The organism is Pseudoxanthomonas sp. Soil82 (genome assembly GCF_040446535.1).
Lineage (GTDB): Bacteria > Pseudomonadota > Gammaproteobacteria > Xanthomonadales > Xanthomonadaceae > Pseudoxanthomonas > Pseudoxanthomonas kaohsiungensis.
Genome location: NZ_JBEAAK010000001.1, coordinates 494,769 through 512,136, shown reverse-complemented (window position 1 = coordinate 512,136; position 17,368 = coordinate 494,769). Strand labels below are relative to the sequence as shown.

Genomic DNA, 17,368 nt, shown 5'->3' with positions numbered 1-17,368 from the left:
GGCGGGTGTCGGCTCCGGAGGGGGCCGCCGTTCTGCCGCACCGGGGGTCGTCGCTCATACCGGCGTCCGTGCCGCAAATCGCGAGCGCGGCACATCCCTGTGCCGCTCGACCCCCGGTGCGGCAGAACGACGTCCTCGGGTGCATTGGGTTCGTGGCTTCGTCGTTCCGATGCCCAGGAGTGATGGCACTCCACGAGGGGTCGCGGCTGCGCTGGCGTGGCGTTCGGGCTTTTCCTGATCGAAGCCACGACCTTGAAGATCGCCGAGGACGTCGCACCCCGGGGCCATGGCCCAAGTGGCACAGGGATGTGCCACGGCCCTTCGTAAAGACAGGACGTCGTCCCGAAGGGTGGGCCATGGCCCCGGGGTGCGGCGGCCCCCGAAGGAGCCAGCGCTTCGTCCAGCCAGGATCGAAGCCAGCGCATCGATCGGCTGGCCACGATCACCGAAGACTGCCGACCGCAGTCAGGCCGCCATGTCCAGCACGATACGGCCCTCGATCTCGCCCCGATGCATGCGCGCGAAGATGTCGTTGATGTTCTCCAGCCGGTCGGCGGCCACGGTCGCGGCGACCTTGCCCTGCGCGGCGAACTCCAGCGATTCCTGCAGGTCCAGCCGGGTGCCGACGATCGAGCCGCGCACGGTGATCCCGTTGAGGACCATGCCGAAGATGTCCAGCGCGAAGCTGCCCGGCGGCAGGCCGACCAGCGAGACCGTACCGCCGCGGCGCATCATGCCCAGCGCCTGCTCGAACGCCTTCGGCGACACCGCGGTGACCAGCGCCCCGTGCGCGCCGCCGATCTCCTTCTTCAGGAACGCCGCCGGATCGGTGGTGCGCGCATTGACCGTGACGGTCGCGCCCAGCCGCCTGGCCAGCGCCAGCTTGCCCTCGTCCACGTCCACCGCGGCCACGTTCATCCCCATCGCCCTGGCGTACTGCACGGCCATGTGCCCCAGGCCCCCGATGCCGGACACGACCACCCATTCGCCGGCGCGGGTGTCGGTCATCTTCAGGCCCTTGTAGACGGTCACGCCCGCGCACAGCACCGGCGCGATCTCGACGAAGCCGATGTCCTTTGGCAAGTGGCCGACATAGCCGGCGTTGGCCAGGGCGTACTGGGCGAAGCCGCCGTTGACCGAATAGCCGGTGTTCTGCTGCGCCTCGCACAGCGTCTCCCAGCCCCCGAGGCAGTGCTCGCAATGGCCGCAGGCCGAGTACAGCCAGGGAATGCCGACCCGGTCGCCTTCGCGCACATGCACGACCCCGGTGCCGACGGCGACCACGTGGCCCACGCCCTCGTGGCCTGGGATGAACGGGGGATTCGGCTTGACCGGCCAGTCGCCTTCGGCCGCATGCAGGTCGGTGTGGCAGACGCCGCAGGCTTCGATCCTGACCAGCACCTCGCCCGGGCCCGGGCGGGGCACGGCGACTTCCTCGATCACCAGTGGCTGGCCGAAACCGCGCACGACCGCGGCCTTCATCGTCTTGTCCATGGTCGATCCTCGCCGGATGGGACAGGGGGAAGTCCAACGTATCCCCGTGCCGTGGCCGCTTCCTTGATCACGGTCAATCCGGCCGCCGGCGGCCAGGCCCGGCCGCGGGCCAGCCCTGCTACGATCCGCGCACGTCCCACCCGACGGGAGTAGTGCGATGGACCACGCGTTCCTCTGGGGCGTGATCGCCCTGGCTTGCGGCACGGTAATGATCGTGTACGGCGCCACCATGTTCCGGGTCGTGCTGGCCTTCGCCGGCTTCTACATCGGCTTCGGCCTGGTCTCGGCCACGCTGGGCACGATCAGCGGCGGACCCAGCCCGGCGATCCAGACCATCATCGCCATCATCCTCGGCGCGGCACTGGGCGGGGTGCTGTACTCGTTCGCCTCGCTGGCCGTGTACGCGGCCGGCGCGATCCTCGGCCTGGTGCTGGCGCTGTTCTTCGCCTCGCTGGTCGGCATCGGCGGCAGCTGGCTGCTGACCGTGCTGGCGCTGGCCGGCGTCGGCGCCGGGGCCTTCGGCGGACGCTACCTGGGGCAATGGCTGACGATCCTGTCCTCGGCGATCGCCGGGGCCTACTTCAGCGTCACCGGGCTGGCCCTGATCTTCGGCGCGCAGGCCGCGAACGGCATGATGCCGGTCACCGCGCGCACGCTGGTGGTGTTCGTGCTGCTGGCGACGATCAGCTTCCTAGCCCAGGCGCGCACCCGCAACCTGCGCCGCAGCGGGGCGTTCATCCGCTGACCGGCCGCCGGCCCGGCCCTGCGCCGGGCCGGTCGTCGTCCACTTGCCGGCACGCAGCGTCGCGCGCGGCGGGTCCCGCGCGTCGCGCGTGCACGCCACAATGGCGGCGATGAGCGCATCCACGTTCCGTCGCCTGCTGCGCGACCAGTCACTGTCGGCCATTGCTGCCGGCTTCGTCACCGTACTGGTGGGTTTTGCCAGTTCGGTGGCCATCGTGTTCCAGGCCGCGCAGGCGCTGGGCGCCACGCCGGCGCAGACGGCTTCGTGGATGTGGGCGCTGGGCATCGGCATGGGCCTGACCTGCATCGCGCTGTCGCTGCGCTGGAAGATGCCGGTGGTCACCGCCTGGTCCACGCCGGGCGCGGCGATGCTGGTGGCCAGCACCGCCGGCGTGCCGATGGACGAGGCGGTCGCCGGCTTCCTGCTGGCGGCGCTGCTGGTGGTGGTGGCCGGGTTCAGCGGGATCTTCGAGCGCATGCTCGGGCGCATTCCGCTGCCGCTGGCCGCGGCCATGCTCGCCGGCGTGCTGCTGCGCTTCGGCCTGGATGCGTTCGGCGCGATCCAGGCCCAGCCGTTGCTGGTGCTGGCGATGCTGGCCGCCTGGCTGGTCGCGCGGCGCCAGTGGCCTCGCTACGCGGTGATCGCAACCCTGGCGGCCGGCGTGGCCGTGGCCGCGGCCACCGGCCTGATGCGCATGGACGGGCTGTCGCTGGAACTGGCGCGCCCGGTCTGGACGACGCCGAGACCGAGCCTGGCGGCCGTGCTGGGCGTGGCGCTGCCGCTGTTCGTGGTGACCATGGCCTCGCAGAACGTGCCGGGGATCGCGGTGATCCGCGCCTCGGGCTATCCGGTCCCGGTCTCGCCGGCGATCGGCTGGACCGGCGTGGCGACCGTGCTGCTGGCGCCGTTCGGTGCGTTCTCGCTCAACCTGGCCGCGATCACCGCGGCGATCTGCATGGGCCCGGAAGCGCATCCGGATCCGGCGCGCCGCTACGTGGCCGCAATGTGGGCCGGCGTGTTCTACCTGCTTATCGGCGTGTTTGGCGCCACCGTCGCCGCGCTGCTGGCCGCCTTCCCGGGCGAACTGGTGGTGGCCATCGCCGGGATCGCCCTGCTGGGCACGCTCGGCGGCAGCCTGGCCACGGCGCTGCGCGAGGAGGACGAACGCGAGGCCGCGCTGGTGACCTTCCTGGTCACCGCCTCCGGGCTGGCGCTGTTCGGCATCGGTGCCGCGTTCTGGGGGCTGCTGGCGGGCGTGGTCGTGCGGCTGGTGCTGAAGCCGCGCGCGGCGCGGACCTGACGCGGGGCAGCGGGGCGAGCCCCGCTCTACGTGGCACGTGGCAGCGGGGCGAGCCCCGCTCTACGTGGCGACGGTCGCGTCGCAGGCTCGTCACCGCACGGTCGCCGGTCGTGTGCGAGGCGGGTACGCGACCATCGTGCTGTCATCGACGCTGGCCACGCTCCCCGCGCTTCGCGGCGGTGATCATCATGACCGCATTGATCGCACGCGCGGCGTTCGCGCTGCTGGCATTGGCTGCGGGCGCAACCACCGCACACGCGCAGGGCGACGCCGAACGCCTGCGCATCCATGGTTCCAACCCGATCGACGACGCGCCGATGCCAGCACTGGTCGAGGACTGGCTGCTCTAGCGGGGCGGGCGGTTAGACTGGCGTTCCCGCCGCACCGACGGAACGCCAGCCATGCGCCTGGGCCTCGCCGCCAACCGCCTGCACCACGCCACCGAGGACGCCGCGCTGTTCCGCTGGCTGCGCGCCAGCGAGGCGGGCATCCGCGAACTGGGCCTGGAGCTGCACGCGGTCGGCCGCACCCATGATGCGATCGCCGCGGCCGGCATGCTCGCCGGCCATGCCGGGCTGAAGCGCTATCCCTACGGGCGCGAAGGCGGGCTGATGAAGCTGGTCGCCGAAGTCGTGGGCATGGAAGGCGACGCGCGCACGCTGGACGGCGCGATCTACCTCATCGATCCGGTCGACCCGTCCTCGATCTTCCCCGAAGCGGTGGCGCTCAAGCGCCAGTGCGTGATCCACGGCAAGCCCTTCATTTCCACCGTGGCCAGCGCCCGCGACTGGATCGAGAACGAGCGCATCCTCGCCGGGCTGGCGCCGGATCCGGGCGCCGACCGCCTGCACGCGTTCGAGTCCCAGACACTGGCGATGATCGCCCACGACGCGATGAAGCCGCAGATGCTGGCCTTCGCGTCGGAGCACTACGACCTGCTGTCGCGCTTCGAGCGGCGCGTGGCCACCGGCACCACCGGCCAGCGCCTCAACGAGATGGCCTGGAGCCGCGGCTGGCCGCAGGACGCGCCCTGGGTGCACCGCTTCCTCAGCGGGCCGATGGGCGGCGACGCGCAGATCGCCGACCTGGTGCTGGAGCGCCGCTGCCAGCGCGCGGTGTTCTTCGAGGATCCGCACGTGGCGCGCCAGCACGAGGCCGACATCCAGCTGCTCGAGCGCGCGGTGACGACCGTGACCGACGAGGCGGTGTGCATCACCTCGCCGGCGGTGGCCGTGCGCTGGGTCGCCGCCGCGCGCCGCCGCGCGTCGATGCGCGCCTGACCGCCGCAGGCCTGCAGCCATGTGCGTGGTCGCCTTCGCCTGGAACGCGCATCCGCGCTGGCGCATGCTGCTGGCCGGCAACCGCGACGAGTTCCACGCGCGCCCGACCGCGGCCCTGGCCGCGTGGGACGACGGCTCCGGCATCGTCGCCGGCCGCGACCTGGAAGCCGGCGGTACCTGGCTCGGCGTGGACGGACGCGGCCGCTGCGCACTGGTGACCAACGTGCGCGACCTGCGCGCGCCGCAGGACGGGCTGTCGCGCGGCCTGCTCGCCAGCGACTACCTGCGCGGCGACGAAGGCGCGGCGGTGCGTGCCCGGGCATTGCAGGCCGACGCCCCGGCGTACCGCCCCTTCAACCTGCTGCTCGCCGACGCCCAGGACTGCACCTGGACCGGCAACCTGCCGCACCCGCGCATGGCCCATCCCGGCCCCGGCGTGCACGTGCTGTCCAATGCGCAGCTCGACACGCCGTGGCCGAAGGCGGTCGCGCTCGGCGCCGCGCTGCGCCGCTGGATCGATGCTGGCGGCGACGACGACTTCGCGCCGCTGTTCGCGGCCCTCGCCGACGAAACCCGCTGGCCCGACGCGCAACTGCCCGACACCGGCATCGGGCTGGAGCGCGAGCGCTGGCTGTCGTCGGCCTTCATCCGCGGCGACGACTACGGCACCCGGGCCAGCACGGTGGTCGCGCTGGACCGCGACGGCGGGGGCGTGATCGTCGAGGCCCGCTGGGGACCGATGGGCGTGCCGCTCGGCCAGTCGCGGGTCGAACTGCGCTAGCTAGCGGCCGCCTTCCGGCCGCGGATCCGCTTCGCGCAGCTGCAACAGCCAGTGCTGGGCGTCATCGCCAGCCTGCAGCGGCTCGAACTCGAACAGCCAGTCGCGCAGCACGCCATCCTCGCCCTGCAACGGCAGGCATTCGCCGAAGGCGCGGCCTTCGCCCAGGCGCTGCTCCACCCGCGCGGCGGCCATTGCCGCCGACAGCACCGGCTCCAGTGACGCCAGCGCCTGGCCGATCAGCGCGGTGGTGCCGGAGCCGCTGGCCCGGGCGAACGCGGGGTTGGCGAATGCCAGCCGGCTGGTGGCCGGCGACCCGGTGCGCTCGATGATCGCCACGCCGTGGCGCATGCGGGTGAGGGTGGCTTCCATCAGCGCCAGGTCCTGGCGGTCGCGCTTGCGTTCCATCAACTCGATCAGCAGGCGCAGGCTACGCGCCGATTCCAGGTGCAGCGGCGACCACGGCCGCGCGCGGCCGCGCACGATGTCCTGCCACAGTTCGAAGCTCTTGCGCGGCGACAGCCTGGCGCCGGGGATGTCGGCCAGCTTGGACAGCGCGGGGTTCCCGGCCCAGTTCACGGTCCGCACCTGCTCCCGGCGCGTCCACAGCAACGCGCTGCGCGCCTTGGGCGCCAGCGGCACGTACACGAGCCCGGCCGCATCGGGCGCCAGGTCGGCCAGCTGTGGAAAGGCCTCGCCGATCGCGTCCACATGCAGCACGCCGGTGGCGTCGCCGGCGCGCGCCGGCGCGGCTGCCTCCATGGCCTCGCGGATCCGCGCCAGCGACGCCTCGTCCGGGAGCGCGCCGTGGCGGCTGACCCGGTCGCCATGGAATACCGCCACGCCGTCGGCGTCGACCACGTCGATCAGGTGCGGCGCCAGGCCGTCGAGTATCTCCGGGGTGAAGGCCTCTGCTTCGGAGAACGCCGTGATCAGCTTCTCGCGCACGGTCAGCAGCACTTCCTCGTCGGCCAGGCGCTCGATCGCGGCCAGGCTGCCCACGCGCGCGGCCAGCGCCTGGCTGATCGCCTCGCAGGCGTCGCGCAGCGGCGCGTCGATGAAGCGCGGCTGGTAGTGGTGGCCGGCGACCAGGCCCCAGAGCTGGTTGTTGACCACCAGCGACGCCACCAGGGTCGCGGCCACGCCCATGTTGGCCAGGTATTCGCAGTGCACGGGCGAGACGCTGCGCACCGCCACGTCGCTCAGGTCCACCGGCTGCCCGTCGCGCGGGTCGAGCAGCGGCTCGATCGGCACCGGCACGTAGCCGACATCGACGATCTGGCGGACGCGCATGCGCAGGTACAGCGCGCGCGCCTGCACCGGGATGTCGCTGGCCGGGTAATGCAGGCCGAGGTAGCTCTCGAGCCCGGCGCGGTGGACTTCGGCGATCACGTCGCCGTGCCAGTGCTCGTCGAAGCGGTAGACCATGACCCGGTCGTAGCCGGTCAGCGCCCGGATCTCCGCGGCGGCGTGGTGCGCGGCCAGGGCGATGCTGCCGGCGCGGTCGATCTGGCGCTGCGCACGCAAGGCGTCGGTCAGCGCCAGCGACGAAGCCCCGCGCGCCGGCTCCAGTTCCAGCAGCCAATGGCGCGGATACAGGTGCCAGACCGCGTTCCAGCCGATGTCGCCGGTCTGCACCACCGTGCAGGGCGCCGCGGGCACGTGGACGACGCCCTCGGTCGGGTGCAGCCACGCGGCCTGTCCGGGATCGACCTGCACCAGCGCGCCGAACTGCTCGCCGGCCACGCGGCCGACGCCGTCGGTCAGCAGCACGGCGGCGGCATTGGCGCTTGCCTGCAGCACGCGGCCGTCGGCCGGATCGACCACCAGCAGCACGCCGTGCGGCTGGATCGATCCGGGGATGTGGATCGGTTCGCGCGCGCAGGCGTCGAGGTCGGCAGGCCCGGTCATGCGCGAGCGCCGGCAAGGTGGTGGTGGAAGTGGGCGAACAATGCGCGCGCGCCGTCGATCGCGCGGGCAAGCGCGGTGGCATCGCGCAGGTGCCGCTCGAGCAGGGCCTGGAAGCGCGGCCATTCCTGGCCCGCTGGCGTCGCGGCGCCGAAGTGCCGCAGGGCACCGGCCAGCTCCGGCCGGGTGCGGCGCAGGTGCCGGGCGATCACCTGGCCACCCAGCGCCGAGCCTTCCACGACGTAGAGCATGCCCCAGCCACTGGCGTCGTCCACCACCCGGGGCGCCGGCATCGGCGCACCGTCCGGCGCTCCGGCCTGCAACCAGTCCAGGTCGGCGCGCAATGCCGGCGTGCGCGGCCGGTAGGCCCACGCCTGCGCCCGCAGCCAGTCCGCGTTCGCCTGCTCCCAGCCGGCATGGACGCGCCACTGCCGGCGCAGCACGTCGGTGTAGGTCGAGGGGTCGATGTCGGCGGACATCAGTGCACGCATCAGCGGCAGCGACTCCACCGCCCTGTGTGCGGAATGCGTGGCCGTGCGCATTGCGACCGCGGCTCCGGCCGTGCGTGCGCTGCGTGTGCGGGTGGCTTTGCTGGCGACTGCGGTTTCACTCATCGGGGCGCCAGCGTAACAGCCGCCCTGGCGTGGACTTGCTGCCCGGCATTCACGCCGCTGAACGGTCCCGGTATCGACATCGCCGCGTTCACCGGACCCTGAGGTGGGCCGGTGCAGGGTGGGCGTCCCCAACCCACCGGAGAACGACATGACGCTGCGCCCCCTTGCCATCGCCCTGCTTTCCCTGGCCACCGTCCCCGCCGCCTTCGCCGCCGAGAAGGCCGCGTCGTTGACCGAGCCGCAGGTGCGCGAACTGCTGACCAAGCAGGGCTACACCCGCATCGACGACCTCGAGTTCGAGGACGGCATGTGGGAAACCGATGCCACCAGCGCCGACGGCAACCGCATCGACCTGCGCGTCGACGCCACCGGCAAGGTCTATGCCGAGGACGTCGTCTCCAACCTCACCGCCGACGACGTCAAGGCCAAGGTGACCGCCGCCGGCTACTCGAAGGTGCACGACGTGGATTACGACGACGGCGTGTGGAAGGCCGACGCCGAGCGCGACGACGGCAAGAACATCGAAGTGCGCGTCGACGCGAAGGATGGCCGCATCCTGACCGTGGACAACGACTGACGCTCGCGCCGGTGGCCACCACCCGTGGCCACCGGCGGCGCGAATTGTAGGAGCCGATCCTTATCGGCGGCCCGGGGCAGTCGGGCACCCGAACCACCGGTAATGCAGGCGTCACCGCTTCCCGCGCGATGCTGCGACCGGCGGCGCCCGTGTCGCCGATAAGGATCGGCTCCTACGCAGGCGCGGGATGCCGCGGGGCGTGACGCCAACCAACGAACCAGGCGCACGCCAGCAGCAGGGCCGCCAGCAGCCACGGTGCCCCCGGCAGCTGCGCCGGCGCATCCGCACCGACGAAGATCGCGAACACGTTGGCGAACACCAGCGGCCCGGCGATGCCCGCCAGGCTGGTCAGGCTCATCAGTGCGCCCTGGATGCGCCCCTGCACTTCCGGCCCCACCTGGCGCGTGATCAGCGCCTGCGTCGCCGGCGCGGCGAGCGCCCACAACGCACTCACCGGCAAGCCGACGAGGAACAGCCAGCCGTGGCCGGCCAGGCCGTAGATGACGAAGCCGGCCACGCCGCAGGCCAGGCCGAGCAGCAGCGTGCGCCGCTCGCCGATCGCCCGGACCGTGCGCCCGACCAGGCCCACGTTGACGATGATGCTGAGCACGCCCACCGCCGCCAGCACCCAGCTCACCTCGCGCGGCCCCCACTGGTAGCGGTAGTCGGCGAACAGCACGAAGATGCTCGGGTAGACGTAGTGGGCCAGGTTGGCCAGGAACACCACCGCGGCCAGGCCGAACACCTGCGGATATGCGCGCAGCAGCACCAGCGCCCCGAACGGATTGGCGTGGGCCGTGTCGAACCGCGGCGAGCGGCGCTCCGGCGGCAGCGACTCGGGCAGCACGAACCAGCCGTAGAGGAAGTTCAGCAGCGCCAGCCCCGCGGCGAACCAGAACGGCAGGCGCAGGTCGATCCCGCCCAGCCAGCCGCCGATCAGCGGGCCGATCACGAAACCCAGGCCGAACGCGGCGCCGATCATGCCGTAGCTCTTCGCGCGCCGGTCCGGCGGGGTGACGTCGGCGATGTATGCGTTGGCGGTGGTGAAGCTGGCCGAGAAGATGCCGGAGATGATCCGTCCGGCCAGCAGCATCGGCAGCGAACCGGCCAGTGCCATGAACACGAAGTCCAGGCCCAGCCCCAGGCATGACAGCAGGATCACCGGGCGCCGCCCGTAGCGGTCCGACAGCGCGCCCTGTACCGGCGTGGACACGAACTGCACCGCGGCGAAGACCATGCCGAACACGCCGACCCAGCGCGCGGCGCTGGCGATGTCGCCGCCGGTGAAGGCCTCCACCAGGTGCGGCAGCACCGGGATGATCACGCCGAAGGCGAGCACGTCGATCAGCACGGTGACGAAGATGAAGGCCAGCGCCGCGCGCCGCGCGGCCGGCCGATGCAGGGAGGAATCCACTCGCATGTCCTGTGTGTGCCGGCGGCGTCGCCCGAAGCGCCTGCGCGTCGCAGCCCGAAGTCGCGCAGTGTACGGCCTCGCCACCTATCCGCGCCCCGTGGTGTAGGAGCCGATCCTTATCGGCGACTCCGGGGCGTCTGGTCACCCGCGATCACCTGCGGCATCGGTGTCGCCGATAAGGATCGGCTCCTACAATGGCGCCGCCGAGATCGTCTGGACCAGGGTATGGGTGGCGCCGGGTGCCAGTTCGACCACGTCGGGGCCGGCGTTGGCCGCTTCCAGGCAGACGAACTCGCGCCAGTGCGGGCCGACGTCGGCCATGCGCGCGGCGCCGGCTTCGCCCGGGTTCCACACCACCGCGCTGCGCCCGCCGCCCACCTGCAGGTCGATGCGCCGGCGCAGGCCCGGGTCGACCAGGCGGTAGCTGCCGCCGGCGCCCGGGAACAGGCGGTCGGCGCGGCCCGGGTCGCGTGGATCGTGCAGGTCCCAGTGGCCCTGCTGCACGTGGGCATTGCCGCCGTCGTTCTTGTCGAGGAAGGTCAGCCCGTCCAGGCCCTCGATCCGTACCGTGGTCGCGTCGCCGACGCGGAAATAGTTGTGCAGCGCTTCGGTGAAGCGCACCGGCTGCGTCCCCGCATTGGTCGTCGACAGGCGCTGCTCCAGGGTGCGGCCGATGCGCAGCTGCATGCGCAGGCGCAGCGCCAGGTCCTGCAGCACCGGTGGCTCCAGCTCGAGCACCACGGTGCCGTCGGCTTCGCGACTGGCGGCGACCAGCTGCCACGGCACGGTGCGGACGAAGCCGTGCGCGGGCACCTCGTTCGACTGGCCCTGGCGGCCGAAGTACGGCCAGCACACGGGGGTGCCGCCGCGGATCGGGGTCGGCAGCTCCGCCCGCAGCGGCGACAGCCAGAACACGTCCTGCTGCCCGGCCGGCGCGAACGAGACCACCTGCCCGCCGAACAGCGAGACCGCCGCCGTGGCCAGCGGCGTGTCCACCAGCAAGGCGTCCAGTCCGTGGTGCTTGCCGAGGCTGAGGCCGGGAACGTCCTGCATCTTCACTGTCCTTCGGGTGGTGGGCGAGGGCGAGTGCACCAGCGTCGCGTAAGCGGGCGGGAGCCCGAACGCCGTGGCCGGCGCGGGCGCGGGCGGGGCTGCGGCACGCAGGGCCGCCAGGATGCGCTGGCCGGCGCGGCCATCGGCCGGCTGCAGGCCCAGCCGCGCCTGCTCGGCGGCGATCGCCCGCCGGGTGGCGGTGCCGACCATGCCGTCGACCGCGCCGATGTCGTGGCCGCGGGCGAGCAGCAACGCCTGCAGCTCGCGGCGCTGCGCACGCGACAGGCCCGGATCGTCGGTCGGCCAGGCGGCGACGATGCCCGCGCCGCCGCGCAGGCGGTCGGCCAGCGTGGCGATGGCCAGGGCGTAGCTCTCGGCGGCGTTGTACGAATAGATCGCGTCGTAGTTGCGGAACACCAGGAACGCCGGCCCGTCGCGGCCGGCCGGCAGCAGCAGCGCACTGCGTTCGTCGCTGGCCGCGATCGCGCTCCCGTCGGCCCGGGCGACGCCCCGCGCCACCCAGTCCGACAGCGGCCGGCGCGCGGTGCGCCCGGCCAGCGATGCGTCGAACCCCGGCGGCAGCTTGACCTCGTAGCCCCACGGTTCGCCCGTGCGCCAGCCGGCCCGCTGCAGGTAATGGGCGGTGGAGGCCAACGCATCGGGCACGCTGGCAACCAGATCGCGGCGGCCATCGCCATCGCCATCGACCGCGATGCGCGCGTAGGTGCTCGGAATGAACTGGGTCTGCCCGAACGCGCCCGCCCACGATCCGGTCAACTGTGGATCGGACAGGTCGCCCGCCTGGAGCAACGAAAGCAGGGCGAGGAACTCGCCGCGGAAGAAGTCCTGGCGCCGGCCCTCGCAGGCCAGCGTGGCCAGCGACACCCGCAGCGGGCGCTTGCCGGTGATGCGGCCGTAGTCGCTCTCCACGCCCCACACCGCCACCACCGTCTCCGGATCGACGCCGTACTGGGCCTGCAGGCGCGCCAGCAGGTCGCGATGGGTCGCCAGCATCGCCCTGCCGTCGGCCACGCGCTGGTCGTCGACCAGCCCGGCCAGGTAGTCCCAGATCGGCGTGGTGAACTCCGGCTGCGCGTCGAGCAGCGGCAGCACCGTGCGATCGGGCTGCAGGTCGGCGGTGTAGCGCGCGAACGTGGCCGCATCGATGCCGCGCGCGGCGGCCTGCGGCTGCATCGCCGCCAGGCAGCGCTGGAAGGCCGCGTCCTGCGCGCACAGCGGCAACGGCAGCGCCAGCAGCAGCGCGAGAACCGGGGCGGAAATGCGGAGTGGAAAGGTGGGGGCGTGCACGGCTGCCGTCTCCATGGCCTGCGGTGCATTCTAGGACGCGCGGCATGGCCGGCGTTCACGGCGCCGCCAACGCACACGCGCACGCGCCGCGCTCAGTCCGCGTCGGCAGACGCTTCCATCGCTGCTGGCGCCTGCAGCAGTTCCTGCGCCAGCCGCAGCGCCGTGTCCTGCACCTGCGCGCGGCCGTCGCTGGAGTTCGCCATCACCGCCACCGCCAGCCCCTGTTCCGGCACCAGCAGCAGGAAGGCGGCGGCGCCGGCCTGGCTGCCGCCGTGGTGGACCACCTGCAACGGCCTGCCGTTGACGAACAGGCGCGTCGATTCGTCCACCCGCCAGCCCAGCGCGTAGTTCTGCGGGTTGGCGCTGCCGTCGGCCAGCGGCTGCACGGTCCACATTCGCCGGACGCCATCGGCCGACAGCAGCCGGCCGTCCTGCACCGCGACGCCGAAGCGCGCCAGGTCGGTCGGCGTGGACACCAGGCCGCCGCCGGCGATGCGGAAGCTCGAATCGACCGGGCGTGCCACGGTGTAGCGGCCGCCCTCGCCCACGTAGAAGGCGACCCGGTCGGGCATCGCGCCGGGCGTGTCGACCGCGGTCCCGGTCATGCCGGCCGGCACGAACACCTGCGCGGCAAGCAGCGCCGGGAACGGCCGCCCCGCCGCGCCCTCCAGCAGCCGCGACAGCAGCGAATAACCGAATGTGGAGTACTGGAAGCCCGTGCCCGGCGCGAAACGCAGGCGGTCGCCGGCGAACAGGGCCAGCCCGGCCTCCACGTTCGGATAGTGCTGCTGCGAGTTGGCCTCGAACCAGCCCGGCCACCACCAGCCCCAGGGCATCGGCGAGTAATGGCGGACGCCACCGGTGTGCGAGGCCAGCTGCCGCGCGGTCAGTGGCGCCAGGCCCGGGGGCAGGCCGGCCACCACCTCGGCGCCGGGCGCGTCGAGGTCGAGCGCGCCGGCTTCGGCCAGGCGCATCATCGCCACCGCGGTGATCGGCTTGGCGATGCTGCCGGTGCGATAACGCGAAGCCACGCCCGCCGCCTGGCGGCGATCGATGTCGGCCCAGCCGCTGGCGCCGGCCCAGTCCAGTCCATCGGTGCGCGCTACCGCCGCCGACAGCGACGGCAGGCCGGAGGTGCTGCGGGCCTCGCGCACGATCGCCATCAGCCGCGTGGCCAGCGCCGGATCCATGGCCGGCGCGGCGCGCTGCTGCTCCTGCGCCGCGCCCACCTCGGGCAGGGTGGCGCGCGGCCAGCTCCAGCGGGCGTGGTAGGCCAGCGTCGGCGCCGCCAGGACCAGCAGCAACAGCGCCAGCCAGGCCAGGCCGCGCAACAGGCGGCGCAGGAACCGGCGCGGCGTGTGCCCGCCCGGCGCGGGCGGCGTGGCCGCAGGGGTGCTGTCGCTGTTCATGCTGCGCCTTCCCGGTGCCGTGGTGCACCCACTCTAGGTCGGCGCGGGTCCGGCGTGACCTGCCGGAAGTCAACAGATGCGGCCGCTCAGCCCAGGTCGCCGTCGCGGTAGAACCAGCGCCCGTCGATGCGCTCGAAGCGGCTGCGCTCGACCAGGCGCTGGGCGCGACCCCCGCCGACGCGGAAGCGGGCGACGAATTCGACCTCGGCCGTGTCCTGCCCGGTGGCGCCGTGCGATTTCAGCTCCAGGCCGAGCCAGGCGGTGCGCGCGCCGGGCGCGTCGTCCAGGCCCAGTTCGTCCGCCGGTGGGCGCGTGGCGGGATGCCAGGTGGCGAGCAGGTAATCGCGCAGCTTGAGCACGTAGGCGCTGTAGCGCGAGCGCATCAACGCCTGCGCATCCGGCGCCGGCTCGCCGGCGTGCCAGCGGCCGCAGCACTGCGGATACGCCTGGCCGCTGCCGCATGGACAGGCCTGCACCGCCATCGGCGCGCTCAGCGCCGGCCGCTTTCGATGAAGCGCAGGAACTCGGCGCGCGTGCGCGCGTCCTCGCGGAAGCTGCCGAGCATCTTCGAGGTCACCATGCTCACCCCGCGCTTGTGGATGCCGCGGGTGGTCATGCACTCGTGGGTGCCCTCGACGACCACGCCCACGCCCAGCGGGTGCAGGACGTCCTGGATGCACTGGGCGATCTGCGCGGTCATCTTCTCCTGCACCTGGAAGCGGCGCGCGTAGGCCTCGACCACGCGCGCCAGCTTGCTGATCCCCACCACCTTGCCGTCCGGCAGGTAGCCGACATGGACGCGGCCGATGATCGGCGCCATATGGTGCTCGCAATGGCTTTCGTACTCGATGTCGCGCAGCACGATCATCTCGTCGTAGCCGGCCACTTCCTCGAAGGTGCGCTCCAGGTAGGCACGCGGATCCTCGCGGTAGCCGCTGAACCAGTCGCCGTAGGCCTCGGCCACGCGCTTGGGCGTGTCCAGCAGGCCCTCGCGCGCGGGATCCTCGCCGGCCCAGCGCAGCAGGGTGCGCACGGCCTCTTCGGCCTGGTCCCGGGTGACGGGGGCGGAGCTGTCCTGGTCGGTCATGGCGGGGTACCGATGGCGAAGGGGGTGCATCGTACCCGAGTCATACGCATGGCTCCGCCGCGCGGATGCCCCCGGACGGCCCGGCGGCGCCCGAACGGGCCTTCCCGCGGCCCGGAGCATGACCATCCGCATGGTCCATCGGCGCCGGTTGGGCGCAGAATCGGCTGTCCCACTCACCCGAGAGTCCGCCGTGCGCCCAGCTTCCGCCCTGACCCCCCTGGCCCTTGCCTTGTCGATGGCCTTGTTCCTGCCCGCCTGCTCGAAGCCGGCCGGCGACGCCGGCGCGCCGGCGGCCACCGAAGCGGCCGCGGCCGCCACGCCCGAGCAGATCAAGGCCGAATCCGAACGCCTCAACGCCTGGTTCGACGCCAAGTATGAAGAGCAGCTGCAGTTCAGCCCGATCCAGCTCTCGTTCCAGGGCCGCAAGGAACTGAACGACCAGATCGACGACATGTCCGAGGCCGGGATCCGCAAGCAGCTCGCGTGGCTGGAAGCGTCGGTCAAGGAAATGGAGTCGACCTTCGACTACGCCAGGCTCGATCCGGAAACCCAGCTGTCCTGGGACCTGTGGAAGCGCCAGTACGAAAGCGCGCGCGACGGCATGCCGTTCCTGGCCGACGGCTATCCGTTCGACCAGATGAGCGGCATGCAGAACCTGGTGCCGACCTTCCTGATCAACTTCCACCAGGTCGACGACGAGAAGGACTACCTGGCCTACGTCTCGCGCCTGCAGAAGGTGCCGGTGGTGTTCGACCAGCTGCTCGAGCGCACCCGCGCCTCGACCGCGCAGGGCATCCGTCCGCCGAAGTTCGCCTACGAGGGCGTGCTCGACCAGTCGAAGAAGGTCGTCACCGGCGCGCCGTTCACCGACGGCCCCGACAGCGCGCTGTGGGCCGACGCCCAGGCCAAGGCCGACGCGCTGGCCAAGGACGGCAAGGTCACCGCCGAACGCGCGGCCGAGCTGAAGGAGCTGGCGAAGAAGGCTCTGCTGGAGAACGTGGCGCCTGGCTACGCGCGCGTCATCGCCTTCGCCGAGGAGGAGCTGCCCAAGGCCGCGGTCAACGCCACCGGCGTGGGCACCACCCATCCGAACGGCAAGGCCTACTACGAGTACCAGCTCAAGCAGAACACCACCACCGACATGACCGCCGAGCAGATCCACGAGCTCGGCCTGTCGGAAGTGGCGCGTCTGCGCGGCGAGCTGGAGGCGCTGCAGAAGAAGATGGGCATCGAGGGCGACCTGCAGGCGTTCTTCGAGCACGTGCGCAACGATCCGGCGCGCGTGTATCCCAACACCGACGCCGGCCGCCAGGCCTACATCGACCAGGCCACCGCCGACATCGCCAACATCAAGAAGCACCTGCCGGAGTACTTCGGCCTGATGCCGAAGGCGGACCTGGTGGTCAAGCGCGTGGAGGCGTTCCGCGAGCAGCCCGGCGCGGCGCAGCACTACTACCCCAGCACCCCCGATGGTTCGCGTCCGGGCGTGTACTACGCGCACCTGTCCGACATGAACGCGATGCCGAAGACCGAGCTGGAGGTGATCGCGTACCACGAGGGCCTGCCGGGCCACCACATGCAGATCGCCATCGCCCAGGAACTGACCGGCATCCCGAAGTTCCGCACCCAGTACAACACCACCGCCTACGCGGAAGGCTGGGGCCTGTACTCGGAGTGGCTGGCCAAGGAGATCCCGGACACCTACAAGACCGACTACGCCGAGTACGGCCGGCTGATGTCGGAGATGTGGCGCGCGATCCGCCTGGTGGTGGACACCGGCCTGCATGCCAAGGGCTGGACCGAGCAGCAGGCGATCGATTACTTCACCGCCAACAGTTCGGTGCCGGCGGCGGCGGTCAAGTCCGAGGTGCAGCGCTACCTGGTCAACCCGGGCCAGGCCACCGCCTACAAGATCGGCATGATCAAGATCCAGGACCTGCGCAAGAAGGCCGAGGCCGAACTGGGGGACAAGTTCGACATCCGCGGCTTCCACGACACCGTGCTGGGCGGCGGCGCGATGCCGCTGGACCTGCTGGAGAAGCGCGTGGACCGCTGGATCGCGGAGAAGAAGGCCGCGGTGTAATCGCTGTTACCCGCGCCGGAAGGATGAAAGGGCAGGCCATTGGCCTGCCCTTTCTCTTTGCGGCGGCTTGGGGTGCGGCTGGCGAAGGAATCTTTGTTCGGAGCTGGCTGCCGACGTGTCGGCTTCGGAGCGCAGGTGGAAACATCGCCTTAGCGTGCCCGGCCTGGCATCGGCTTCGGAAGGGGCCGCCGTGCCCTGGGGAGAGGGCCCATCCCTCGGGACGACATCCTGTCTTTACTCGGGTCGTGGCACATCCATGTGCCACTTGGGCCCTCTCCCCAGGACACGGCGTCCTCGGGGATCTTCGGGGTCGTGGCT

General features: G+C 72.0%; 15 protein-coding genes. 7 read left to right on the top strand and 8 right to left on the bottom strand.

Annotated elements, in window-relative coordinates:
• Positions 1–465 precede the first annotated feature (465 nt).
• On the bottom strand, positions 466–1,494 hold the full coding sequence (gene adhP, locus ABKA19_RS02235; protein WP_353687460.1) for an alcohol dehydrogenase AdhP: 1,029 nt from the start codon (positions 1,492–1,494) through the stop codon (positions 466–468).
• A gap of 157 nt (positions 1,495–1,651) precedes the next feature.
• Between adhP and ABKA19_RS02230 the strand changes: the two genes are divergently transcribed.
• The 5 genes from ABKA19_RS02230 (at position 1,652) to ABKA19_RS02210 (ending at position 5,600) form a co-directional block, all read left to right on the top strand.
• Positions 1,652–2,239 (top strand): TM7S3/TM198-like domain-containing protein, encoded by a 588-nt coding sequence (locus tag ABKA19_RS02230; protein WP_353687459.1) that lies wholly within the window; start codon positions 1,652–1,654, stop codon positions 2,237–2,239.
• A 109-nt stretch (positions 2,240–2,348) separates the two neighbouring features.
• A complete protein-coding gene (locus ABKA19_RS02225; protein ID WP_353687458.1) occupies positions 2,349–3,539 on the top strand; it encodes a benzoate/H(+) symporter BenE family transporter in 1,191 nt (396 codons plus the stop codon).
• A gap of 188 nt (positions 3,540–3,727) precedes the next feature.
• Positions 3,728–3,889 (top strand): hypothetical protein, encoded by a 162-nt coding sequence (locus tag ABKA19_RS02220; protein ID WP_353687457.1) that lies wholly within the window; start codon positions 3,728–3,730, stop codon positions 3,887–3,889.
• A gap of 51 nt (positions 3,890–3,940) precedes the next feature.
• Positions 3,941–4,819: a methylglyoxal synthase gene (locus ABKA19_RS02215; RefSeq protein ID WP_353687456.1), complete on the top strand. Its 879-nt coding sequence runs from the start codon at positions 3,941–3,943 to the stop codon at positions 4,817–4,819.
• Positions 4,820–4,838: 19 nt separating this feature from the next.
• Positions 4,839–5,600 (top strand): NRDE family protein, encoded by a 762-nt coding sequence (locus ABKA19_RS02210; RefSeq protein WP_353687455.1) that lies wholly within the window; start codon positions 4,839–4,841, stop codon positions 5,598–5,600.
• On the opposite strand, the gene ABKA19_RS02205 is transcribed toward ABKA19_RS02210, so the two are convergent.
• A complete protein-coding gene (locus ABKA19_RS02205; protein ID WP_353687454.1) occupies positions 5,601–7,508 on the bottom strand; it encodes a GAF domain-containing protein in 1,908 nt (635 codons plus the stop codon).
• Positions 7,505–8,047 (bottom strand): biliverdin-producing heme oxygenase, encoded by a 543-nt coding sequence (locus ABKA19_RS02200; RefSeq protein WP_353687453.1) that lies wholly within the window; start codon positions 8,045–8,047, stop codon positions 7,505–7,507. The genes ABKA19_RS02205 and ABKA19_RS02200 overlap by 4 nt, the downstream gene beginning before the upstream one ends.
• A 220-nt stretch (positions 8,048–8,267) precedes the next feature.
• On the opposite strand from ABKA19_RS02200, the gene ABKA19_RS02195 reads away from it, so the two are divergent.
• Complete coding sequence (locus ABKA19_RS02195; protein ID WP_353687452.1) at positions 8,268–8,696, top strand: PepSY domain-containing protein; 429 nt, start codon at positions 8,268–8,270, stop codon at positions 8,694–8,696.
• Between the two features lie 172 nt (positions 8,697–8,868).
• Here the strand turns inward: ABKA19_RS02195 and ABKA19_RS02190 are convergent, their stop codons facing one another.
• The 5 genes from ABKA19_RS02190 to folE form a co-directional block, all read right to left on the bottom strand.
• A complete protein-coding gene (locus tag ABKA19_RS02190) occupies positions 8,869–10,110 on the bottom strand; it encodes a TCR/Tet family MFS transporter (protein WP_353687451.1) in 1,242 nt (413 codons plus the stop codon).
• Between the two features lie 189 nt (positions 10,111–10,299).
• On the bottom strand, positions 10,300–12,471 hold the full coding sequence (locus ABKA19_RS02185; RefSeq protein WP_502945689.1) for a lytic murein transglycosylase: 2,172 nt from the start codon (positions 12,469–12,471) through the stop codon (positions 10,300–10,302).
• A gap of 92 nt (positions 12,472–12,563) precedes the next feature.
• On the bottom strand, positions 12,564–13,880 hold the full coding sequence (locus ABKA19_RS02180) for a serine hydrolase domain-containing protein (RefSeq protein ID WP_353687450.1): 1,317 nt from the start codon (positions 13,878–13,880) through the stop codon (positions 12,564–12,566).
• Between the two features lie 86 nt (positions 13,881–13,966).
• Positions 13,967–14,362 (bottom strand): YchJ family protein, encoded by a 396-nt coding sequence (locus ABKA19_RS02175; RefSeq protein WP_353687449.1) that lies wholly within the window; start codon positions 14,360–14,362, stop codon positions 13,967–13,969.
• A gap of 8 nt (positions 14,363–14,370) precedes the next feature.
• Entirely contained in the window at positions 14,371–14,967 is a 597-nt protein-coding gene (gene folE / locus ABKA19_RS02170; RefSeq protein ID WP_162375988.1) for a GTP cyclohydrolase I FolE, read from the bottom strand.
• 190 nt (positions 14,968–15,157) lie between these two features.
• Between folE and ABKA19_RS02165 the strand changes: the two genes are divergently transcribed.
• On the top strand, positions 15,158–17,050 hold the full coding sequence (locus ABKA19_RS02165) for a DUF885 domain-containing protein (RefSeq protein WP_353687448.1): 1,893 nt from the start codon (positions 15,158–15,160) through the stop codon (positions 17,048–17,050).
• Positions 17,051–17,368 lie beyond the last annotated feature (318 nt).